Consider the following 21,361-nt stretch of genomic DNA (forward strand, 5'->3'; position numbering starts at 1 on the left):
CGGGTGGACACCGTGGAGGGTAAGCGAAACCAAAAGCTCAGGCCCAGCCGGAAGGCTGGGCCTGAGTGATGGTCAAGTGTGCCCGAAGTCGGGCGACCATATACAAATTGCGTGTCCGAGACTGAGACCGCGACCACACACGCCATCCTGCTAGCGGGCGTCCTGCCGTTCCCGGCTGCTGCCTAGCGGACCGTGAGCGGTCAGGTCGTGTAAGAGGGGCGATTACACCCGACGGCACATGGTCCACGGGCTACGAGCCGGTGCGCTGCCCAGATTGCTCGCGTAGGCGCAGTTGCGCCGCTCGTCACCGGGTTGCTGGGCTTTCTGGTCGGCGTGCCGCTGCTGCGCCTGCGCGGGCACTACCTCGCCTTCGGGACGCTGGCCTTCCAGCTCATCCTGCTGTCGCTCATCGGCAAGTCGGCCTGGCTGGGCGGGGACATCGGACTGAGCGGGATTCCCGCCTCGGGATCGGCTCGCACCGGGTCACCGACCTGCGGGGCTACGCATGGGCGGCCTGGCCGGCCCTCCTGCTGGTCATGATCGTCACCTGGAACATCGTCCGCTCCCGCCCCGGCCGGGGCCTGCGTGCCCTCGCCACCAGCGAGATGGCGGGGGCCTCCTCCGGCGTCCCGGTCGGCTGGTACAAACTCGCGGTCTTCAGCCTCTCGGCGACGTTCGCCGGGCTCGCCGGGGGGATCTTCGCCTTCTTCATCGGTTACATCGCCCCTGGATCGTTCGGCGTGCTGCTGTCCTTCCAGTTCGTCGTCAGGGCCGTCGTGGGCGGGCTCGGCACCCTGTGGGGACCGCTGGTCGGCGCCACGTCCGTCACTCTGCTGGTGCAATGGCTGAACGCCCTCGGCTCGCGACCCGGCATGCCCGCCTACGCGCCCCAGGTCTTCTCCTACGCCGTGTACGCGCTGCTGCTGGTCCTCGTCATGCTCTTCCTCCCGCGCGGACTGGTGCCCGCGGGCACCGACCTCTCGCAACTGTCGGCACGACGGCTCGGCTGGAAACGGACCGAGGACGACGCCACGGCCATAGCCGACCCGCACGCCCTCGGCAGCCGTAGTCCGGCGGGCTCCAGCCCGCAAGGCTGACCGGCACGGGTACCCCAGTGACCGGCTCGGATCCCCCATCGGCACGAGCCAGGAGCTTCGGGTGCCGGTTCACGGCCTGGAGCCACGCCGCGTGGCCCCGCTGCCGGGCGGCGGTGCCGACGCTGCCGCCAAACACCCGCAAGTCCGATCTCTGACAGACGGAGTTCGACCAATGAGGAGTAGGGACGCGGCGGAAGCCGCCCCGCGAGAGGCCGATCCCACGGGCACGAACAGCCGTCTCACCGCCACACCACAGTGGCTGCACGAGGGCTTGGCCGCAGTCGTGGGAGAGGGCCAGGTCCTCACCAGGCCCCTGGACCTGGCACGGTGCGCCAGCGACGCGAGCCCGTACCGCATGCTTCCCCAGGTGGTCGTCATGGCCCGTGACGGCGATGACGTGGCAGGCGTCCTCCGGTTCGCGGAGCGGTACCGGCTGCCCGTGACCTTCCGAGCGGCCGGGACCAGCCTGAACGGCCAGGCCCAAGGCGACGGCATCCTGGTGGACGTGCGGCGGCACTTCGCCGCCGCCGTGGTCGAGGACGGCGGGCTGCGCCTGCGGGCCCGTCCCGGCATGGTGGTCGCACGGGCCAACGCCCTGCTCACGCGGCATGGCCGGATGCTGGGGCCGGACCCGGCCAGTTCGGGCGCGGCGACCGTCGGCGGGGGTGGTGGCCAACAACGCCAGCGGGATGTCCTGCGGCACCGAACACAACTCGTATCGAACGGTGCGGTCGATGCGGGTGATCCTCGCGTCGGGCACCGTGGTCGACACCGGCGATCCCGATGCCGACGCGCTTCTCGCCGACCGCGAGCCGGACCTGGTGGCCGAGCTGCTGGCGATCAAAAATGATCTTGAGTCGGACGGGGTTCTGAGCACGCGAATCAGGAGGAAGTTCGCGATCAAGAACACCAACGGTACCGGCTCGACGCGTTCCTCGACGCGGAGACCCCCGCGCAGATCCTGCGGGGCCTGCTGGTCGGTTCATAGGGAACCCTGGGGTTCATTGACGAGATCGTGTTCGGGACGGTGCCGTTCGGCCGCCACCACGCCACGGCCCTGCTACGGTTCCGCAGCCTCGACGAGGCCGCCGAGTTCGTGCCCGCGCTCGTCGCGGCCGGCGCGACCGCGGTCGAACTGATGGACGCGCCCTCCCTACGAGCCTCGCAGGACGTCGAAGGCGCTCCAGCCTGGCTGCGAGAGGTCGAGGACGACGCGGCGCTGCTGGTGGAGTTCCGCACCTCCGCCGAGGCGGACCTGCCGGTGTTCGAGCAGGCCGCATCCCACGTCCTCAGCCGGGCGGGCGCCGCCGTCCAAGGCGAATTCACCCGTGACCCGACGGTGGCCGGACGCCACTGGCGAGTCCGCAAGGGCCTGCTGGCCGCATTGGGCGGATCCCGTTCCACCGGCACCATCCTGCTCGGCGAAGACGTCTGCGTCCCACCACCCGACGTAGCCGAGGCCGCCCGAGACCTGCGAGCCGTTTTGGAGCAGTTCGGCTTCAACGGGTCGATCGCCGGCCATGCCGCTGCCGGCAAAGGGAGAACACGCCACCGGCAGGAACATGGCCCCGTTCGTCTTGCAAGAGTGGGGCCCACAAGCCGTCGACCTGATGCGCCGCATCAAGACCGCGTTCGATCCGCATGGCATCCTCAACCCCGGCGTCCTGCTCAATGACGACCCACACGCCAACGTCCGGAACCTCAAGACCATGCCCCAGGTCGACCCGACACTGGACGCATGCATCGAGTGCGGATTCTGCGAACCGGTCTGCCCGAGCCGCGACCTGACCACCACGCCGCGCCAACGCATCGCACTACAGCGAGAAATCGCGCGCCACCCGGAAGAGCCGGCACTGGTACGGCAGCTCAGCAAGGACTACACCTACGACGCCGTCGAGACCTGCGCAGCAGATTCCAGCTGCCAGACCACCTGCCCCGTGAACATCGACACCGGCTCGGCCATGAAGCACCTACGCCGGGACGCCCATGGCCCACTGGCCGAATGGGCCGCCCTGCTGGCCGCACAAAGATTCTCGGTTTCCGAACGGGACGCCCGCCTTGCCGTACTGGCCGGGAGAAGGCTCTACCGCTCCTTCGGCCCGAGCCCCCTCCAGGCGCTCACGGGCCTCGGGCGACGGATCCTCAGCGCGGAACTGATACCGGAATGGCTCGACGAGATCCCCGACGCCGCGCCCCGACGGCTCCCGCCGACCGACCGTTCAGGCGCCGCCGCCGTCTACGTTCCGGCGTGCGTGAACAGGATCTTCGGCACCCCGTCCACCGGAGGAGAGCTGACGCTCCCCGAGGCGTTCGTACGCGTCAGTGAACGGGCCGGCCGCCCCGTATGGATTCCCGACGACGTATGGGGAACGTGCTGCGCGACCATCTGGCAGAGCAAGGGCTTCCAATCAGGCAACCGCTTCATGGCCAACCATCTCGTCGACAACCTGTGGCGGTGGTCCGACCAGGGACGCCTGCCAGTGGTGTTCGACGCCAGCTCCTGCACGCTCGGCGCAACGCGCGAGGTCGTCGACCACCTCGACGACACCAACGCCGCCCGGCACCAGCGACTCGACTTCCGCGACGCGGTGGACTGGGCGCGCGCTGAAATCGTCCCCCACCTTGCGACCCTGACCAAGACGGGCACCGCGGTCATTCACCCGACCTGCTCCATGCGGCACCTGGACGGAGGGCACGGCCTCAAGGAACTCTCCCGCTCGCTGGCCGACACCGTCGTCGAGCCCGCGTCCAGCACCTGCTGCGGATTCGCCGGGGACCGCGGCCTCCTCCACCCCGAGCTGACCGAGAGCGCGACACGGGAAGAGGCGGCCGAGGTGACGGCACTCGCCGCGGACGTCCATCTCAGTGGCAACCGCACCTGCGAGATCGGCCTGCACCACACCACCGGCCGCGCCTACGAGTCGGTGATCAACCAACTCGAGCGGGCCTCACGCCCCCAAGCGGAACCGTCCTGAACAGGGTGCTCGCACCCGGAACGCGACAAAGCGGAAGAAGTAGATCCTTCTCCCGCTTTGCTATGACGTGTCCGAGGGGGGATCACAACCATTTGCACATGCTCCCACCGTTCCGATCGGCGACACCTACCGGATCACCGTGGGCGCATAGCCAGCCATGTGCTGTCGGATTGCATCACTGGTCGGGTCGTACTCGACCACACATGATCCTCGTGGCACCTTCGGTCGTCGCTACCGGCTTACGGTCGGGCCTAGCTGATATCAAGCGCTCATCCAGGCTAGGTACCGACAGGAGGTGGTGCCATCGGCAACCGTTGATCTTGAGGCGTCCAGCGGTGCCATCAAGTCGATCCCGAGGATTCCCGGTCGCGCCTGGTGCCTCGCTATCGTGCGGCAGGAGGACGACAGCAGGCGCAGGAGGGGGACCGGTATGACTGAAGACCGCGGCAGACTCCTCGCCGTCATCGATCTGTGTCTCGGAGACTCCGTACTGGCCACTCATCGGGCGTACGAGGTCAAGTTCCCGTTCGTTGGAGCCAACCGCTTCGGTACGACGGCCGCTTGCGAGGCTGTGACGTCGTTCAGCGCAAGTTTTTTAGGGACACCCCCCTTCAGCAGAGCAGGCTTCGGCGTCGATGCCGAGATCGCGCTCGGCAAGACTGAGCGCTTCCTGATGCAGGTCAAACTAGCCAGGCGTCAGCTACGCCCGGTTCAGGTCTGGGGGAAGGCGGCGCAGCGTTATCAAGCCAGCCACTTCTTCGCTCTGGGACTCTCGTGCTCAGAACGGCTGGACGGGATTGGCCATCGAGAGCAGGACTTCGCTTTCCCGTACGTCGGCGGCTGCGGCCGCTTGTTCGTCCTGGATGGCTGGCATCGGGCAAGCTCACCGTGGGGATCTCTCACAGCACATCTAGTTGCCGATCTGGTGACTGAGCTTTCTCAGCGGGTGGCCACGCTTGCTCGAGCCGAGCAGTGGACCCGCCGTCAGCTCAAGAGGCTGGCACGTCGGCTTAAGCCACAGGTGCGTTTCGTCCCTTTGCCGTTCACCCGTTCGCTGATCGAGGTGTACCTGCGCTATGGGCACCGTCACGAAGGCAGCGACGATGACCACCGACCCTCCTCAGGGATGCGCGATGCATCGAGAGTCAACGCGGCGTGTGAGCAGTTGCCGGTGAGCTAACCGAAGCCTCCTCGCCGTTTGTCTAACGTCCCGAGGAGGCCAAATGATTACGCCTATCATGTCCGCCACTTACCTGGTGGCCGAATCTGTACCTCTTACTATCGCCCTCGTCGTCGCTGCCCTGGTGGTGCTGGCCCTGACCGCATTCCTAGGGCTCGCGACGCTCAGTACCCTTCGCCGCGGAGACGCTCAGACCTGCTACCAGGTGTTTCGTGACCTACTCGAACTGTTCCGCCGGGGCCGGCATTGACTGCGGTCGTACCTCCCTCACAGCCGCCGCAGCCCAAGGATTCACCTCGGCGGGCTGGCCGCAGGTCACCACATCCGCCGTGGGTACAACGCCGGATCATCGAGCTACGTCTGCAGGGCCTGAGCCGGATCCGTATCGCGCGAACCCTGACCGAGGAGCGCATCCCCACAGCCGGAGGCGGGGCCCGCTGGTCGCCTTCCTCGATCGACACTGCGCTGTACTCGTGCTACCTGGCCGACGCTGCCCGATCCATGGGCATCGACCCGGAACAACTGCGGAGGCCGTATCAGCACTAGCCGAGCACACTGGCTCGGCGGCATTCTGCCGCGGAGCCAGTGTGCTTTCTATAATGGCGATGAGACGATCACACCCCAGCAGCACATAGCAATTATCGTTCACAAAGCTTCACAGTTCAGGGCCTCAACGTGGCCCAGATCGGTGATGTTCATGCTTGTGTCGCAACTGGTTCGAATCTGCCAGGGGTGCACAAGGCATGGGTGCAGCGATGATCGCTATCCCCCGGATGGCGCCATCACGGTCACCCGTACGACTACGTTGCAGGGCGTCCGTCACAGGACGTGACGACATAATCGAGTCATCGTGCACTCGGCGGGGGTTCATTTCGACGGGTAGGACTGAGACCGTAACCCAACGCGCTATTCCACTGGCGAACGTGGTACCCCAACAGTGATCGTCGCCGGATCGAGTTTGGTGCGTCGGCCAAACGGACCTCCGTATCTCGGCGCAGCATCGGATCCCTAGCCGCGAACTTATCTCGGCGCCAGATTGTTCCATTTCGCGAGAGTCTTGGCCCGACAGGGGGATGGGAGAGTGCCTCCTGGGTCGATTTCGGCTTGCCTCAACTTTTCGTAGTGCTTCTGGAGTGTGCGTAGTTCGATTTGGCCCTCTTGGCAGAGGGTAATGAGGAGGTCGAGGGCGCAATGAGTGGGGATGCTCAACTGTCGAGCTACCTTGGTTGCGGGAATCTCGTTGATCAGTACATTGGAGTTATGTTGCTGGGCGAGGACCAGGGTTTCTGATTCGCCGAGGTCGCGGCCTGGCGTGGCCTCCCGGCGGGCTGCATCCTGGACGAGAGTGCGCATCGTGTTGACCTTTGACCGGTCGGAGACCGTTTGGGGCTCGCCGAGGTGTGTACGCGCTCGATCCCACTTTCGGGCAGCTTCAGCCTGAAGAGCGCCGACCTTCGGATTCCCGGGCCGGCGTGCGGCCGTTCGCGCGATATTGCCGATTTCTTCTGAGACGGCCTTCGCCCACAGCAGCCGGCCTCGATAACGGTCGATCAGCAGGCTCGGGCCGACCAGGCCGAAGCACAGGAGTGGGCCGGTGTCGACGGCGACGCCCGGGGAGGCGTTGTCGGAGGCCTGAGGTGGTGTGGATGCAGGGCGGGGGTGGGGTACCTGATTCACCGCAGGGCACCTGCGCTGGCGAGCCGTCCGCGGTCACCGCGAGCGATTAGTTCGGCAAAGCCCGGATCGTCTTCCAAATCCTCGCGAAGGGCCCACGGCTCATCGGCAAAGGTCGGCCAGAAATCCGGGGCGAGCCGCAGGCAATCCTCGGCCTCCTCAACACCAGTCTCGTCGTAGTCCGGGTCGATGGTGACGACCGGTCGATCCAACTGCAGTACCCTCAACTGCTGCTGGTAGGTGCGCCGGTATGCTTCAGCGAACATCTCCGGTCTGCTCAGACCCGAAGGGGCATCGATAAGAAGATCCTCGGCGAAGGTCTCCAGTCCCGCCCGCCACCATCGCCGCCCGACCAGGTCGCAAAGCTCACCGGTGTACCGGAACTCGATGATCTTGCTTCCGAGTGGTGAGGCGGGATCGGATACTTGAGCGTGGAATTCGGCATGTGACAGGCCGAGCAGCACGGCGGCCTTGACGTCAGACACCAAGAAAGAAGGGAAGGGAAGGACGCGGTGGGCAAACCACCGCAACCAGGCGATTCCGTGGGTGTAGTCGGCCATGGAGTGCTCTGGCGGCCGGCAGACCGCGACCTCCAAAAGGGCCTCATCGGCCCAGGAAGCGTTTTGGGGCACCGCAAGCCAGGCAGCACCCTGGTTCCCCGCAGCGCCCAAGCGGCGCAATGCGTCCGCCGCATCCGCGAGCTGGATCAACTTGTCGCCCGCGCTCTCATCAGTCTTGGAGAGCATCCAGTCAATGTTGTACTGGGCCGACATCATCGGGACTTTTACAGCGCGGGGAAGTCCACCGGCTAGCTCGTCCAGATGGCCGGTCCTCAGCACCACCACAGGAGGCCGACTGATCCGGTTTTGTTTGCGGCGGGCGACGATTCCGGCCAGCGCGAGACCGTCGGGGGGACTGAACGCCACCTGCTGTGGGCGAGGATCGTCACCAGCCCACTGGTAGTATTGATCGATCGCGAACACATCAGCGTGCATCAGGTCGTCTTCGGTCACCTCCTCCGGCGCACGGACGGCGACAGCCAACCCCTGGGTCCGCAGAACCGCAGCCGCTTGCTGCTGCTCTTCCGGCTCGTCGTCGATGATCAGCACATGTCGTGCCGCAGGAACTGTCGGGGGCGTGGACATCGGCATCCTTTAGCGTCCAGGGATGATGACTTCAACGGCGGTGCGGTAACCAGGTGACGGTGGCACGAACTTGACTGTGCCGTTGTATTCCGTCACGATCCTGCGCGTGATAGGCAGCCCCAGCCCCATTCCCTGGCCGAGGACGATATCGATCTGGGTAGTGGTGGTCTCGAAGGGCTGAAACCACCTCTCCGCCTCCTCAAGATCCACGGCAGCTCCCGTGTTCTCCACCCGCAAGACGACCCCACGATCGCCGGTGGCCGAACCACTCAGCAGAATCCGTCCGTTGGCGCCGACGGCTTTGATCGCGTTCGTCAACAGGTTCGTGTAGATGATAGTCAACTCGGCCAGGAACACTGGGGGGGTTCTGACATTTTCGTCTATTTCGTTGATGACGTCGATACCGCGCTCGGTGAGCGCCCCTGCCAGGAGCCGCAAGCTCGCTGCCGGAGCCTGGCTGAGAGGGATACGGCGACGGCGACGGCGAGCATCCGGCCCGACAACCTCAGTAAGGTAGCTAGCCTGCCGTGCCAGAGTCTGCACCAAGATATCGAGACCCGAGCGTATCTCGGTGACGAGACTTCGCTGCTCCGGGGGAACGACCCTCAAGTCGATCTGGGACGCGAGAGTGCGGATGGCCTGCGCTTGGCTGAGCAGGCCGTTGACTTCGTGGATAAAGGCCGAGAACTGTAGTCCGACGCTCGCCAGTACCTCCAGCATCGCCTGGTCGGCGCGCTCCTGGCGGGCCGAATGCCGGGCTAGGTCGACCGCAGCGGAAACGACCTCGAGTTTCTCGGCCACCTCGGTGCCGGAGGTGACCGTGTCGCGGAGTCGGTCGAGGCTCTGACGCGCCTGCGACAGCGAGGAGTCCAGGTTACGGCGGGCACTGCGTACCTCTCGCAGGGCAGACTCGGTGGCGGGCGTTGGGCTGCCGGAGGTCAGTGAATTGTCAGTCTTACTGCTCTTGTCGGCTTGGCGATTGGCATCCTCGAGGGCGTCTTCATACTGCTTCGCCAAGGCTGGTATCTTCTGGGCCTCGGCAGCAACCCGGGCGCGGGTAAGTAGATCGACTCCGTTGCGGACCAGTTCTTGGAGAATTTCGAAGCTGTTGTCCCGAAGAAAGCCCTCACGGTTCACCACTGGCCGCAGGCAGGCCGCGCCAGCAGCGGTAAGGAAGACACCACCGATATACTGTTGGGGCCCTTGCACTGCGAACTCTTCCTGCTGCTGCTCGGGTAGTTGGGCATCGGATGCCTCATCCAGAGTGATGCGCAGCTCGCGGGTCCTGCGGACGTAGTCCTCTTTGAGCCCGAGCCAGTCGTCGTTACGGTCTCCGTAGGGAACGACCCGAAACCCCTCCAAGTACACCCTGATCCCAGTGTTTCCGGCAACGAAACGGGTCAGTTCCTTTCCCCATGATCCGTCGCGGCTGTAGATGCGGGCGACGAAGAAGGGACCATTTACCGGATCGGGATGGTCGCGTCGCAACTGGTAACTGCGCGCGGCAGGGTTACCAGTGACGGTTGACGGAGACGGATTGATATTGAAGATGACCCCTGCCTGCGTCGCTTCAACCTCCAGCAGCCAGCTAGTTCGTGACAGCATGAGCGGCCACAGGTCATCTCCGACCTCAAGGTCACCGCGAAGATCCACGGTGAATCCAGGGTCCTCGGACCAGCGGCTCCAGGGTGTGATCGTCCCGAGGTGGTTGCCGTTCGAATCCTGCAAGAAAGGTGGCGGAGCGAGAAGTTCGGAGGGTGGCATGCAGGCGGCGACTTCGCGAACGAACTGGTTCAAAGCCTGTTTGGTCCAAGGTGTGCGGGTGCCGTCCAGGCGCAGTTGTGTGCCGCGGCTCTGATCCGAAGCTGGGATCGGCGTAACATTCAGTGCGGTGCCTACGTCTTCGAGTGTCGCATGATCGTCTTCCATTGCCTGCCAGTCGATCAGGGCTGAAACACCCTGTAGTGGCTCTCCCGGGGGACGTTCGGGGGCAGAGTAAGGAATGGTGTAAATCTGCAACCGCTCGGCGAGTTTGTGGGCGCTGAGGCGGCCAACCCCCTTGGCGCCGGTGTATCTGCGCTTGAACAGAGGGCTGGTGCGCCGTCCTTGAGCCTTGTACCGGCCAGCGATCCTCAGGAACGCTTGGTTGAACACTTCAGGAGTCATCCCGACTCCGTCGTCGGTGATGGTCAATACTCCACCGCCGCCTAGCAAGTCCTGTCCCTCTACTGTCACCTTGGTGGCGTCGGCGTCGTAGGCATTCTTGATTAGTTCCACCAGGGCCGTGCTGTCACGTCCGACCAGTAGTTCACCAAGCTCGCTAAACAGATGCGTGTCCACCGAGAAGTTGAACTCGTGCTGCACCGTTCGGTCCTCTCCTCGCCGACCCGGCTTGGGACTATTAGCTTTGGGTCAAGTCCGGGACTGTTCAGTGTTCCAGGACGTTTAGCGGAATCCGCAGCGCCGCAAGCGCTCCAGGTTCCAGCTTGAGCAGCCCGTCCCCGTGTCGACGCGCGATCGCACGCATCGACTGCTGCCCCTCCTCTCCCGCCAGCCACTCTCCCAGTCGGTGGCGGACGCTTCTCGGTACACCCTGGCGCATCCGCAACCCATACAAGGTGTTCGTCGGGATGGCGCCAGCTTCATTAGCCACGACCCTGAACTGCTGTTTACCCATCGGGCCGATCAACAAGTCAGGAGCAGGGATTTGCTCTACCGCATACCAAGGTTTGCGGACCTTGCACAGGTATCGCTCATGAATCTCCTGCCGAACACCGTCAGCGATGAGACGACCAATCTCCGGGTCCTGAGCATGGTCCTCACTGAGTTGGAGCAGCCAGCACCGAACGTCGGCCTTGGCGATCTGCTGGTGTACCTCAAGGCTGAGGACGTCTCCGGGGACCTCACGCAGACGGCTGATCGCTCGCACATAGCAATGTGCGGGCAACAACTCCACCTCCTGCGTAGTTTTCAGGAAGAACCTGTTCGCGCCAGTCGCAACACCCCGGCGGATGATCGCGATCCGTGCCAAAGCCTCCGTCGAGGACGAGGTGGACTGGCGGCGGCCATTCTGCCGGGAAAGTTCCGTCCACAGGAAGGTCGGTGGAGCGGATCCCTCTCGGGCCACCCTTTCCTGGGTTGAAGAGGAGAAGCCCGTCGCCGTGCTTCCTGTTATCTGATGCAGCATCATCGGCTGCCGGCGGCCCTTCTCGGAGCCAACGAAGATGACCATCGCGGCGACCTGAGCGCCCGGAAAGACCTGCATGTCATCGGGGAACAGGTGGAGCTCGACACGCCTTCTAGCCAGCCCCCACAGGTAGTCTCGGACAGCCCTCGCGTAATCGGCTTCCAACCAGTTGGCTGGCAACAGCAGGCACAGAGAATCCTGAGGGCCGAGCCGGTTGAGACTAGCCGCCAGAAAATAGGTAGACAAGCCTGCGCGTTGCCCTGGTGCCAACCCTCCCGCGCTCATTTGCGCCGCTATCTTTTGGCTACGGGTCAGTTGCTGGTGCCGCGTGTAGGGGGGGTTTCCGAAGATCAGTCGAGGTTCGGGCAGGCCCTGCCACCGCTCGTCCAGCCATTGCAGGAAGTCTTCATGACGGACGGCGAGCCGACCGGCAGCACGACGCTTCGATCGCCCAGCCTCATATTTGCAACGTGCCGCCAACAGGCCCAGCGTCACCAGGTTCACATCCACAGCATGAACTTCAGCTCGTGGCCACCACCGCAATGAAGCAGAGGTAAAGGCGCCGACCCCGGCACCCGGGTCAACGACAGTCAACGGCTTACCAGACAGTCGACCATCAACAATCTGGCGCATATAGGTCAGGACCGGCGGCGGTGTGAAGAAAGTACCGAGGCGCCGCCGGTTCGGCCCCGCAACGATTCGCTCATAAGTCAGCGCAAGGGGATCAATATCTCCCTCGAGGACCTGGCAGAGTTGCGAGAGAAGAGCATCCGACGGGCGTGGGGCGCCGGAGCACCACTCGACCACCTCTGGCGGAAAATTGTCAATCCCGGTCCCACCGCTGCCGCCAGCATGAGGACCATGATCAGTTAGCCCGCCGGCGACTCCGCCCAACGCTGCAAGCAACGCCCGCTGCCGATCCGTGGTCCCAGGCACCGCAGCCTCGGGAAGAGGTTCTGCCTTCTGCCGGGCACACCACCGAACCAACCTAGTGACGAGCGCGTTGAGGACGACACCTGGGGGCTCTCCGAACTCCGCAACCTCCGCGTCCGCCCTAACGGCCCCGGCACCGTCCATAGCACCATCGGCAACATCAGTCGACAGCGAACAATCCGCACCAGCCCTATACACCTTCGTAGTCTGCCAGAAACGGTGCTCGGCCACCGCCCACCCGTAGAAGCAAACTTAAGCCGGGTAGGGATCGCTTACCGTGTCTGGCCACATGAACACCGGACTGTCTCAGGGTTCGTGAGATCTGGTCAAAGGGGCGCCGGTCGGCCTAGATCAGCCTGCCGGGGAAGCGCCGGACACCGTCAAGGGTCTGGACGTTGGATCACCCGTTCAGCCAGTTCCTCGCTGTCGATCAGTTTGGTCGCGGTCGGCCTGGACCCCATTCCTGTCACGGCTCGCTGTCTCCTGGTGCTGACGGGCGGCCAGCCGGTCCTGGGCATTGGCCTCGCGGTCGCGTGCGCGCGGCCGATCGATCGTGCCGCGCTACCGCCAGAAACTCTCGCAGCACGATCTTCATCCTCGGCGACCCGGGCCCGTGCCGCGCGCTACTGCCGCCCGGCTGGCTGAGGTTCACTGCCGTCGAACAACTCGGCCGCCGACTCAGCGGCAGACTCGGCGGACTCGTCATGCAGTTCAGTCGCCTGCAGCAGGTCGAACACGCGCTCGTTGGCGAGTTCCGGTGTCTTCTGCCGCACTGGCTGCCCGCGCTCTCACACATCACCTACCGCTTGCCGCAGCAGAGACGGACTCCATGTCGCGCCAGATCCACTCGTAGGGGTCGGCCATCTTCAACTTCTTGATCACTCACCCACTCCGCACCCAGTGTCCGGAGGCCGTACTGCACGTCCTGTGTTCTGCAGGGAATGAGGACGTGTCGTGATGTTTGAGTGACTAGCGCGAAAGTCTGTGTGAGAGTAGTCTGCCGAAAACTGAAGTGAGCGGTGCTGGATCGCGTCCCGCTCCAAAGTCCTGAGGGGGATCCATGCTGGCTGAGCTGCCGCTCTCGCGTTGGGCGGAGAAGAGGTTCGGGGAGCGCGCTGCTCTTGTGCGGCGGCTTGTCGGTGAGTCGGTCGCGGAGGCGATCGAGAGTGCCCAGGACGCGCAGGGGGCGTCGGGGACAGGACGGCAGCATCCGTTCGGATTCACGCTCATGTCTCGCAAGTACGAGGCTCTCGAGGGTTCGTTCAGCGAGATGCCCGATGTGACGACCGTTCGGCCCAAAGGGTCGCTCCACGAGTTGACCGTGGTGTCAGGGAACCTGCTGTTCCCCTTCGAGTTCGCCAAGGACCGCTCGGTCAATGTGATGAAGGCCCGGATCGGCGGGGACGCCAAGATCTCTGGTCTGCTCAAGGTGCTCTTCAACGCCTTCGGTCCCGAGCCGACTGTTGTGCAGCTGGCTCTCGCCACGACCGATGAGGAGGAAAACAAGAGGCTGGCGGCCGTCGCTGATAGCCTCGCTCGACTGCCCGAGGACACCACGCTCGTCCTCGTCCCGTATGCCTGCAACTCTCAGGCTGGATTGCTGGAGCTGTGGTGGGGAGAAGCAGAGCTGCTGGACGAGCACGGCAGGCTGAAGTGGCGCCACTGCGAGGAGATTCCGTTCCCGCGGACCTCTGCCACAGGCACCGGGGCCACGAGCCCGATCGACCTTGCGGCGACTCCGAGGTTCGACCAGGGGCCGATGCCCAGACCGCCGCTCAATGCCCGGCCGCCTCTGGAGGTCAAGAACGAAGAGGCATTCCCGCCACGTACCGAAGCCGAGTCTCCTACACAGGATGCTGCCAACGATGAAGGACCGTGAACAGCTCCGCATCTTCGACTCGGTCGGCGGCAGCCGCACGTCTCAAGCCAGCCCTAGGGACATCGCCAACGCGTTTGAGGGGACGCGGCTCACACAGGCGCGCCGACTCGCTGCTCTTACCAAGAAGGAAGTGGCCGAGCGGATTGGTGTATCTCCCGCCGCGGTAGGCCAGTACGAGGCGGGGGCGACCAGCCCTCGCCCGGACCTGGTGCCGTTGCTGGCTGAGGCGCTGTCGGTCCCCATGGCCTTCTTCCTGCCCGGAAGACCGCATGGAAAGCTCGATGGCGCCCAGGCCCACTTTCGTAGCCTGCGCAATGCGCGTGCTTATCAGAGGGCCAAGGCAGTCGCCTTCGTCGAGCAGGTCTGGGAGTTGACCTACGCCCTGGAGAAACGGGTGCACCTGCCACCCGTTGACCTACCTGGGTTTGCCGGCGGGGAGGTTTCCTCAGGCGAGCAACTGCCGCCTGACCCAATCGAGGCCGCGCGTGCACTTCGGAGGTATTGGGGCTTGGGCACCGGGCCGATCAGCCACCTGGTCCGCCACCTAGAGGCGCACGGCATCGTGGTCGCCTTCCCCCGCCAAGACGAAGACTCCGTGACCGTCGATGCGTTCTCTACCTCAGGCTTGCCTCGCCCCATCATCGTGCTGACGCCCAACCGATTCGATGACGTCTACCGTCACCGCTTCACCGGCGCACACGAGCTAGGACACCTCGTACTTCACGGTGACACGGCATCTGGCGACACGCGGCAGGAACGTGAGGCAGATGCTTTCGCCGCAGAGTTCTTGACTCCGCGCGACAGCATCATTCACGAACTTCCCACCAGAACGGACTTCCGACGACTCTCCGAGCTGCGTCTGACCTGGGGCGTTTCGGTGGACTCGTTGCTCTATCGCTGCCGCGAGCTTGGCCTGCTCTCCAATTCCGCTGCCAGCCGGGCCTACCAGCGCCTGAACAACCTACGCGATCAACCAGGATTCGCCAGCGAATCCGTGGTCGGCTATCCAGGAGAGCAGCCGGTCCTGTTGGCCCACGCGTTCGAGCTTGCTGCCCACGAAGCGGATCTATCTGTGGCTGCCCTCGCGCGGGAGCTCTGCTGGACCGTTCCCCGCGTGCGAGAGTTGATCGGACTCCCTGATCAGCGCCCAACCCTCAGGCTCGTCCCTTGAACCGTAAGTCCCTGACCGGATAGCCGTGATCCAGCCCGAGGCGTTCGGAATTTATCGGGGGATGGGCAGATGGCCGATCGTCATGGGTTGAGGGCGATGCCGAGTCCTCGGGTAGCGAATGCTCTGGTTGCGAACGGTTCTGGAAGCCGCCAGTTCTAGCGAACCAGGAGCCGCATTAGCGCTGGGACCAGCATGAGGCAGGTGAGGGCGGCGTCCAGGTCGAGGCAGCGGCGACGGAGAAGCCGAACTGGTGGATCCGGCGCGGCCGGCGGCCAGGAGCGGGAGATTCCAGACGGAGCTGGAGCAGGTCGGCGCAAGGCTGGTGCAGCCTGCGCGTCTCAAGTTCTTATTCGTAGTTCTGTAACTACTTTGGGGGTGTCGCTCCCATCCCGGCAGTTCAGGCCACTGATCCTTGAGCTGTGCCGACTTCGCCATGGTTCGTGTGCCGAGTCGATGCGCGATGAAGATGCGTGATGATGCGGACACAGGGGAAGCGATGGGTGGACTTCAGGCAGCGCGCGCCGACTCGCGGCGGGGGATCTCGTGGGTCCCCCGGGCTCTGTCAACTGTGGGGGCCGCGGGCCTCGTCATCGTGGCTGTCGCACCAGTCGGTGCGGCCGCGCGTCGTGATTGCGTTGATTTGAAGGGTGCAGCGGAGAAGGTCTACGGAAAGGGCGACGCGCTCTGCCGGAACCTCGCCAAGCAACAGGGGTCGAGCAGCCCGGACATGGGCTGGGTGATGAAGAACTCCTTCCCGAACTCCTCAAGTTCTCAAAGTGGGAGCGGCGCCGGCGCGCCCCGCAAGTCCACGACGGCAAGCAAGCCGGGCCGGACAAGGGGCACCCCGCATAAGCGGGCGTCTTCTGCAAAGAAATCTGGTCATCCGCATATCGCACCTGCAGAAATCGCACCCAAGAAGGGCGTAGGGCCCCGGAACGTGCCCAAGCAGGACAACCCAAAGGCGACGGTTGGCGCACCCCGGTCAGTTCGGCTCTCTCCGCCGAAGGAGGCGACTCCGCCGGCCGTGGCGTCTCCATCGGTGCAGACACGCCCGGTCGCCTACGGAAACTCATGGGACGGGGCCCCGGGACTGGCCGGAGTTTGGCTGGGCGGCGCTGTGGTGGGCCTTGCTGGTGTGTGGGTACTGGCCCGCCACCGATTGAACTCGGCGGTGGTTGGGGGCGTGGTCCGGCGGCGGAAGACTTCGGTCAGGCATGGCCGCCGTGGAGCTTCGACGACTTGCCCCGCGCCGCTCTCCGCGAAGGAGGACGTTCGCGAGGAGAGATCCCTCGGGACGGTCGCGGTAGCGCTCGGGCAACGTGCCGACGTCCAGGTCAAAGTCGACCTGGTCCGGGCCGGGGGCCTGGGCCTGATCGGACAAGGCGCGGACGGCGCCGGACGGGCTTTGCTGGTCCAGGTGCTCGGCGACGTCGCCCTTGGCCTCATCCACGCCGTCACCACCCAGGATGATCTGGTTCGCCTCTTCGGCGAAGACGCCGCCCGCCGTGTCACGCAGGCCGCTCTCCCCGGACTGTATGTGGCACCCACGGTCACACATGCCCTCAACCATGTCGGCGCCGCAATCGTCGACCGCACCGCCCGGACGCAACAGTTCGACCTTGACGACGTCTCGGCGGAATCTGTTGAGAATGCCGAGGTGACACCGTTGGTGTTCGTGCTCGATCCGCTGGAGCAGGCGACTCGCGCAAGCTACGAACTCCAGCGCGGAGCCCGTATGGCGATCGGCGGTCTCATGCTTGGGGACTGGCCACGCGGCACCACCCTGACCCTTGACGACAGCGCCCTTGTTGTCGACGCCGTCGGAACGGCTGCCGAAGGTCTGCTCGGGCTGCAGTTGACGACGGTGGACCTCCAGGATGTGGCCCGCAAGCTGACCGCTTTGGGTGTCGGGCTCGTCCCCATGACCACCGCCAGTGCGCAAACCGCGCCCATACCAGCCGTAGCCTCCGCTTCGCAGCGGATGGCTCTGGGGTTGATCCGCCTGTTCGGCGGCAGCGAGGTCACCGGACCCGGCGAACGCGTCAGCCCCTCCGGTGACGTGGAAGCGCTCCTTGGCCTGCTGGCCGAGCACCGATCTCACTGGCTCGCCCGCGGTGACATCAAGACGATGCTCTGGGGCGATGAGAAGGTCAGCCCCGACCGTGTCAACAACCTGTTGAAGAGCACCCGCAGAAAGCTACGGACCGCGCTCGATCTGCCCTTGGACCAGGGTGATGTGATCCTCAGCGCCGACAACCACGGCCTCATGATCAACCCCGATCTCTACAGCGTCGACGTCTGGCAGTTCCGCGACCTGCACCGCAAACTCGCCACCGCGGAGGAACACGAGAAGCGCGCCCTGCTCACGACCGCCGTCGACCTGTGGGCCGGACCGTACCTGCGGGACGTGCCGCACTCGTGGGCCCGCGCGGCATCCCGCAAGATCGGCCATGACCTCCTGGACGCCCTAGACCAACTGGCCGACCTCGAAGACGACCCCGGCCTCGCTGTGCTGCGCCTGGACAAGGCTGCCGAGATCGCGCCCACCGATCAGCACATCTGCCGCCGCCGGATGCACCTGTACGCCGACATGGGCCGGATCAAAGCCGCCCAGCTCTGCTACGAGCGGCTCGCCGAAACTCTCACCGCCCGGAAGGCCCGTATGCAACCCCAGACCACCGAGGTCTATCAGCGCCTCACGGCATCATGAGTTCATCTCGTGGCCGCGCGGTCACCTGCGTGTGGGATGCGGGCATATCGGCGCTGCGGAACGGCAGAGGCTCAGCGCCTTGGTGATCTCGTCGGGGGCCCGCAGCGCGGACGAAAGCGCCTGCGGTGTGGCCTACGGACTTACCACGGTCACTTCGTGGAGGAATCCGAGAGTTCGCAGGCCCTCACTCAGGTAGAGCCGTTCGGCGGGCGAGCCGGATGCGGCTTGGAGCGCTTTGTAGCGGGCGCCGTTGGTCCAGCCCCATGCCATGGATGCCTGCCACAGTCGGCGGCCGTGGCCCCGGCCTCGATATCGGGGCAGCACCGTGAAGTACTGCGGCGGTTGGTGCCGTACCCGCACGGCGTCATCCATTGTGGACAGCGGGCCGACCGCGCCTGCGATGCGTCCGTCCTGGACCGCTACGAGGGTCGTGCCGTCGTCGTGGCCGTCCCTCATTCGCTGGAGCAGGAACAAGAATCCGCCTTCCCCGGCCTGGTCGGCTTCTTCGGCGAAGGAGTTGAAGGTGTCGGCGGCTGCGCAGTGGCGGAGTTCGGTGATCTGGTTGTCGTTGCGCGAGTCGTCGACGCTCAGTTCCTTGAGCATCAGTCGGCTCTTGGCGTCGTCGGCGTGGTCGTCGCACCAGATCAGTTTGGCGCCGCCGTGGGCTCGGTAGGTGGCGGCGAGCTTGGCCGCTTGCTCTGCAGTCTGGTGAAGGGCCGGAGGTGGGCCGTAGCAGTAGAGCTTGATCAGGCCGCGGCCGCGCAGTGACAGCGAGGGGATCAACGTCCGGTCGGGATCATGGACGATCTCGGACGGCAGGACACGTTCGTCCTTGGTGTCTGACCAGCGCTGATCTTTGTCCCAGGGGAGAAATCGTCCGGTATCTGCGACGTCGAGCACGGCCTCGAACAGGTCTGCGGAGACGCAGCCAGGGCCGACTACTCCCAGCGTAGGGATGTACGGTGCTGAGATTCTTGGGCTGAGCCAGTCCCACCGCAATCGCATAGCCCGCAGGTTAACCAAGACCACAGCAGCAACAGGCCCCGACGCGGGAACACGTCGGGGCCTGTGGTGGGTGGGCGATCAGTGCGGGTTGTCGTCGCCGGCCGAGCACGAGCACGTGTCGTCGGCCATCACGTCGTCGATGTCGGCTTCCCGCACCTCGTCGTCGGCCAACGGACGCGGGGTGAGCTGAACGTCTACAACAGCCACCTGACTACCTCCTCTCGGTCTTTGCCGTGCTGGCAATAGGTCGCCAGCGGGGCCTTTGACTGGCGGTAGAGCTTGACTTGCGGCGGACAGACGCCGCAGCTGGCCTGGATGCCGCAGCCGGTGCACGCACCGGCCCGCTGAAGCTCGACGTCCGCGATCTGGTTGAGCCGCTTAAGCCCTTCCACGCCTTCGGTGAGGATGTCCACGTAAGGGTCCCGGCCGATCTTGCACAGGCTGGCGTGACCGTGTGGATCGACGTGGAAGAAGGTTGTTCCGGCGTTGCAGCCCGTGAACGGTTTGCGGCTGCGTAGATGCTCATACGACTGGGAGAACATCGATTCCGGGCCGCCGTAGATGGTCGGCCCCATGATCGGATACTCGTCGTAGGACTCGAACCAGCGCTCGGCGAGGCCGCGCATCTCATCCAGCTCATGAGCGTTGTGCTTGGTCACGATCAGGCTTGCTCGCAGGCAAAGGCCCGCTTCCCGGGCTGCCTGGATGCCCTTGATGAACGTGTTCCATGCCCCTCTGGTGCGGGTGAGGGCGTTGTAGGTGGTCTCGGACGCGCCGTAGACGCTGATCGTGATCGTCTGGGGTTTGCGGGCGTCCAGCAGCTCCAGAATCCGTTGATCGTGCAGCCGGGACCCGTTCGACAGGATGCTGATGATCATCCCGAGGTCCCACGCCTTGGTGTAGACCTCGCGGAAGTAGCGATCGACCAGAGGCTCACCGCCGGTGATCTGGAACCAGAGCACACCGGCGTCCTGGAGGATCTGGAGCATCCGCATCCGGTCGTCCAGTTCCATACCCGAGAACTGCTTGGTGGCCAGGTAGCAGTGCTCGCAGTCGTAGTTGCAGCCGAGATTGACCTCGTGGGTGGCCCGGATCCACCCGTAGGGCTGCGGCTCTCGCACCAGCACTGTTCCTGACAGTGGAACCTGCGCCAGGTTCAAGCCCCACAGGTTCCGTCCGGCCTCCACGAGCCAGGCGGGGCATTCGACAGCGGTGGACAAGTCCTTGAAGCGGCTCGCGCCAATGCGCAGGGCCTTGGGAGAACCGGGACGGAGAACGACGTGGTCTCCGCTGGTCGGACTCGCGACCAGGTGATGCACAGCGACTCCTTCGCAGGGCTGGCAGGGGCGGGCGGGTGGTTAGCTTCGGATGGCGTCTCCTGTCCGCCGGGCTTGAGATTCATTGCTGTTTCCAGATCAGGACGAGCACGGTGGCGCGGTGGACACGACGAGCAGAACGCGCGCGTAGCTCCTACTGCGCCCGCGTGGCTTCTGGGTCGTCATTGCCCCTCTGCCTCGGTCATCGCCGAGACCATCGCGGCGATCTCCCTACGCACTGGGCCGCCCGGCTGAAGCATCGCGGCGGCGTCACCGAGGTCGTTGCCGGACGGGAGGCGCCGGAGCCGCAACCCGATGGCCTCATCCCAGAGGCAGGCGATCAGAATCGAAGCTGTGCCGGCTGGGTTCCAGCACCGCAACACCGCCGGGAGAACTCCGTCTACTGGCAGACCGTCGTCGGCAAGCCTTGACCGAATCCCCACCTCGTCCAGTTCGGACGCCAGCGCCAGCAGCGCTGCACGAGGGCGCACCGCCCGCTCGGCAGCGGCTATCTCGTCGCCACGGGGGATGAGCATCTTCACACCCCGGCACCCTTCAACTCGTCGCGGACCTTCCCGGCCGCCTCCGTCGCCGTCCCGGGTTGCAGGGCATGTGTCGCATCGGCGATGGTCTTGCCGACTGGAAGCAGGTACTGGAACTCCCAGGCGCGCGGCCCGTGAGCGCCGTCGGGGACGCAGATCACTTCTCGGGCCCTGCGCATCAGATCCGGGTTCCAACAGCGCAGCACCACTGGGTGCTCGTGGTGCTCCATGATCCGGGTGTGCACGCCGACATCGTCCAGGTCGGCTGCGAGGGTGAGCAGCCGCAGACGTGCCGCCCTCTTGTGATCGCGCGAGTCCTCGCGCCGGGCGATCTCGTCACCTTGCGGGAGGTCGGTCCGGCGCGGTGCGTCCAAGGCCATCGGTCGATCACTCCTCGTCGACGACCAGGGCGTAGCCGTCGGCTGCCCCCTGGGGCATGTTCAGAAGCGTTCAGATTCGTTCTGATACCGAGGGTTCACCCGCTGTGGCCTGCGGGTCCAAGGGTTTAGCAGTCTTTAGCACCAGGGCGTGCCGCGGGCATGCTAAA

At 65.0% G+C, this 21,361-nt stretch carries 20 protein-coding genes; 10 read left to right on the forward strand and 10 right to left on the reverse strand.

From position 1 onward, the window contains the following. Window positions 1–312: 312 nt before the first annotated feature. From ACGFNU_RS05605 to ACGFNU_RS05635, 7 genes are all read left to right on the forward strand, one after another. A complete protein-coding gene (locus tag ACGFNU_RS05605; RefSeq protein WP_392590466.1) occupies window positions 313–540 on the forward strand; it encodes a hypothetical protein in 228 nt (75 codons plus the stop codon). Beyond that, window positions 537–1,097: a branched-chain amino acid ABC transporter permease gene (locus ACGFNU_RS05610; RefSeq protein ID WP_392590467.1), complete on the forward strand. Its 561-nt coding sequence runs from the start codon at window positions 537–539 to the stop codon at window positions 1,095–1,097. The genes ACGFNU_RS05605 and ACGFNU_RS05610 overlap by 4 nt, the downstream gene beginning before the upstream one ends. A gap of 172 nt (window positions 1,098–1,269) precedes the next feature. Next, complete coding sequence (locus ACGFNU_RS05615; protein ID WP_392590469.1) at window positions 1,270–1,947, forward strand: FAD-binding oxidoreductase; 678 nt, start codon at window positions 1,270–1,272, stop codon at window positions 1,945–1,947. Between the two features lie 165 nt (window positions 1,948–2,112). Then, window positions 2,113–2,772, forward strand: coding sequence for an FAD-linked oxidase C-terminal domain-containing protein (locus ACGFNU_RS05620; protein ID WP_392590470.1), 660 nt, complete (start codon window positions 2,113–2,115; stop codon window positions 2,770–2,772). Next, window positions 2,660–4,072, forward strand: a complete 1,413-nt coding sequence (locus tag ACGFNU_RS05625; RefSeq protein ID WP_392590472.1) for a (Fe-S)-binding protein — start codon at window positions 2,660–2,662, stop codon at window positions 4,070–4,072. Before ACGFNU_RS05620 ends, ACGFNU_RS05625 begins: the two co-directional genes overlap by 113 nt. Before the next feature lie 430 nt (window positions 4,073–4,502). After that, window positions 4,503–5,252: a hypothetical protein gene (locus ACGFNU_RS05630; protein WP_392590473.1), complete on the forward strand. Its 750-nt coding sequence runs from the start codon at window positions 4,503–4,505 to the stop codon at window positions 5,250–5,252. Between the two features lie 246 nt (window positions 5,253–5,498). After that, window positions 5,499–5,798: a recombinase family protein gene (locus ACGFNU_RS05635; protein ID WP_392590475.1), complete on the forward strand. Its 300-nt coding sequence runs from the start codon at window positions 5,499–5,501 to the stop codon at window positions 5,796–5,798. Between the two features lie 474 nt (window positions 5,799–6,272). Here the strand turns inward: ACGFNU_RS05635 and ACGFNU_RS05640 are convergent, their stop codons facing one another. The 5 genes from ACGFNU_RS05640 to ACGFNU_RS05660 all read right to left on the reverse strand — a co-directional run bounded on the left by ACGFNU_RS05640 (window position 6,273) and on the right by ACGFNU_RS05660 (window position 12,964). After that, window positions 6,273–6,929, reverse strand: a complete 657-nt coding sequence (locus ACGFNU_RS05640; protein ID WP_392590476.1) for a hypothetical protein — start codon at window positions 6,927–6,929, stop codon at window positions 6,273–6,275. Then, the gene (locus tag ACGFNU_RS05645; RefSeq protein ID WP_392590478.1) at window positions 6,926–8,071 is read right to left on the reverse strand and encodes a hypothetical protein; all 1,146 of its coding nucleotides are present in this window, start codon (window positions 8,069–8,071) and stop codon (window positions 6,926–6,928) included. The genes ACGFNU_RS05640 and ACGFNU_RS05645 overlap by 4 nt, the downstream gene beginning before the upstream one ends. Window positions 8,072–8,080: 9 nt before the next feature. Next, the gene (locus ACGFNU_RS05650) at window positions 8,081–10,435 is read right to left on the reverse strand and encodes an ATP-binding protein (RefSeq protein ID WP_392590480.1); all 2,355 of its coding nucleotides are present in this window, start codon (window positions 10,433–10,435) and stop codon (window positions 8,081–8,083) included. A gap of 64 nt (window positions 10,436–10,499) precedes the next feature. Then, a complete protein-coding gene (locus tag ACGFNU_RS05655) occupies window positions 10,500–11,762 on the reverse strand; it encodes an Eco57I restriction-modification methylase domain-containing protein (protein ID WP_392590482.1) in 1,263 nt (420 codons plus the stop codon). Between the two features lie 1,052 nt (window positions 11,763–12,814). Next, window positions 12,815–12,964 (reverse strand): hypothetical protein, encoded by a 150-nt coding sequence (locus ACGFNU_RS05660; RefSeq protein WP_392590483.1) that lies wholly within the window; start codon window positions 12,962–12,964, stop codon window positions 12,815–12,817. A gap of 287 nt (window positions 12,965–13,251) precedes the next feature. On the opposite strand from ACGFNU_RS05660, the gene ACGFNU_RS05665 reads away from it, so the two are divergent. From ACGFNU_RS05665 to ACGFNU_RS05675, 3 genes are all read left to right on the forward strand, one after another. Next, window positions 13,252–14,070 (forward strand): hypothetical protein, encoded by an 819-nt coding sequence (locus ACGFNU_RS05665; protein WP_392590484.1) that lies wholly within the window; start codon window positions 13,252–13,254, stop codon window positions 14,068–14,070. Beyond that, window positions 14,057–15,241, forward strand: a complete 1,185-nt coding sequence (locus ACGFNU_RS05670; protein ID WP_392590485.1) for a helix-turn-helix domain-containing protein — start codon at window positions 14,057–14,059, stop codon at window positions 15,239–15,241. The genes ACGFNU_RS05665 and ACGFNU_RS05670 overlap by 14 nt, the downstream gene beginning before the upstream one ends. 1,417 nt (window positions 15,242–16,658) lie before the next feature. Further along, window positions 16,659–17,951, forward strand: a complete 1,293-nt coding sequence (locus ACGFNU_RS05675) for a BTAD domain-containing putative transcriptional regulator (RefSeq protein ID WP_392590486.1) — start codon at window positions 16,659–16,661, stop codon at window positions 17,949–17,951. 132 nt (window positions 17,952–18,083) lie between these two features. On the opposite strand, the gene ACGFNU_RS05680 is transcribed toward ACGFNU_RS05675, so the two are convergent. The 5 genes from ACGFNU_RS05680 to ACGFNU_RS05700 form a co-directional block, all read right to left on the reverse strand. Next, window positions 18,084–18,956 (reverse strand): GNAT family N-acetyltransferase, encoded by an 873-nt coding sequence (locus ACGFNU_RS05680; RefSeq protein ID WP_392590487.1) that lies wholly within the window; start codon window positions 18,954–18,956, stop codon window positions 18,084–18,086. 78 nt (window positions 18,957–19,034) lie between these two features. Then, window positions 19,035–19,163 (reverse strand): hypothetical protein, encoded by a 129-nt coding sequence (locus tag ACGFNU_RS05685; RefSeq protein ID WP_392590488.1) that lies wholly within the window; start codon window positions 19,161–19,163, stop codon window positions 19,035–19,037. Further along, the gene (locus ACGFNU_RS05690) at window positions 19,151–20,275 is read right to left on the reverse strand and encodes a radical SAM protein (RefSeq protein WP_392590490.1); all 1,125 of its coding nucleotides are present in this window, start codon (window positions 20,273–20,275) and stop codon (window positions 19,151–19,153) included. Before ACGFNU_RS05690 ends, ACGFNU_RS05685 begins: the two co-directional genes overlap by 13 nt. A 179-nt stretch (window positions 20,276–20,454) precedes the next feature. Next, window positions 20,455–20,814 (reverse strand): hypothetical protein, encoded by a 360-nt coding sequence (locus ACGFNU_RS05695; protein ID WP_392590492.1) that lies wholly within the window; start codon window positions 20,812–20,814, stop codon window positions 20,455–20,457. Next, on the reverse strand, window positions 20,811–21,194 hold the full coding sequence (locus ACGFNU_RS05700; protein ID WP_392590493.1) for a hypothetical protein: 384 nt from the start codon (window positions 21,192–21,194) through the stop codon (window positions 20,811–20,813). Before ACGFNU_RS05700 ends, ACGFNU_RS05695 begins: the two co-directional genes overlap by 4 nt. Window positions 21,195–21,361 lie beyond the last annotated feature (167 nt).

It is taken from the genome of Spirillospora sp. NPDC048911 (genome assembly GCF_043198015.1).
Lineage (GTDB): Bacteria > Actinomycetota > Actinomycetes > Streptosporangiales > Streptosporangiaceae > Spirillospora.

Excerpts from the sequence above, each read along its gene's own strand:
- ACGFNU_RS05610 (WP_392590467.1), top strand. The coding sequence starts at position 537 with ATGATCGTCACCTGGAACATCGTCCGCTCCCGCCCCGGCCGGGGCCTG.
- ACGFNU_RS05615 (WP_392590469.1), top strand. The coding sequence starts at position 1,270 with ATGAGGAGTAGGGACGCGGCGGAAGCCGCCCCGCGAGAGGCCGATCCC.
- ACGFNU_RS05625 (WP_392590472.1), top strand. The coding sequence starts at position 2,660 with ATGGCCCCGTTCGTCTTGCAAGAGTGGGGCCCACAAGCCGTCGACCTG.
- ACGFNU_RS05630 (WP_392590473.1), top strand. The coding sequence starts at position 4,503 with ATGACTGAAGACCGCGGCAGACTCCTCGCCGTCATCGATCTGTGTCTC.
- ACGFNU_RS05645 (WP_392590478.1), bottom strand. The coding sequence starts at position 8,071 with ATGTCCACGCCCCCGACAGTTCCTGCGGCACGACATGTGCTGATCATC.
- ACGFNU_RS05665 (WP_392590484.1), top strand. The coding sequence starts at position 13,252 with ATGCTGGCTGAGCTGCCGCTCTCGCGTTGGGCGGAGAAGAGGTTCGGG.
- ACGFNU_RS05670 (WP_392590485.1), top strand. The coding sequence starts at position 14,057 with ATGAAGGACCGTGAACAGCTCCGCATCTTCGACTCGGTCGGCGGCAGC.
- ACGFNU_RS05680 (WP_392590487.1), bottom strand. The coding sequence starts at position 18,956 with ATGCGATTGCGGTGGGACTGGCTCAGCCCAAGAATCTCAGCACCGTAC.
- ACGFNU_RS05700 (WP_392590493.1), bottom strand. The coding sequence starts at position 21,194 with ATGGCCTTGGACGCACCGCGCCGGACCGACCTCCCGCAAGGTGACGAG.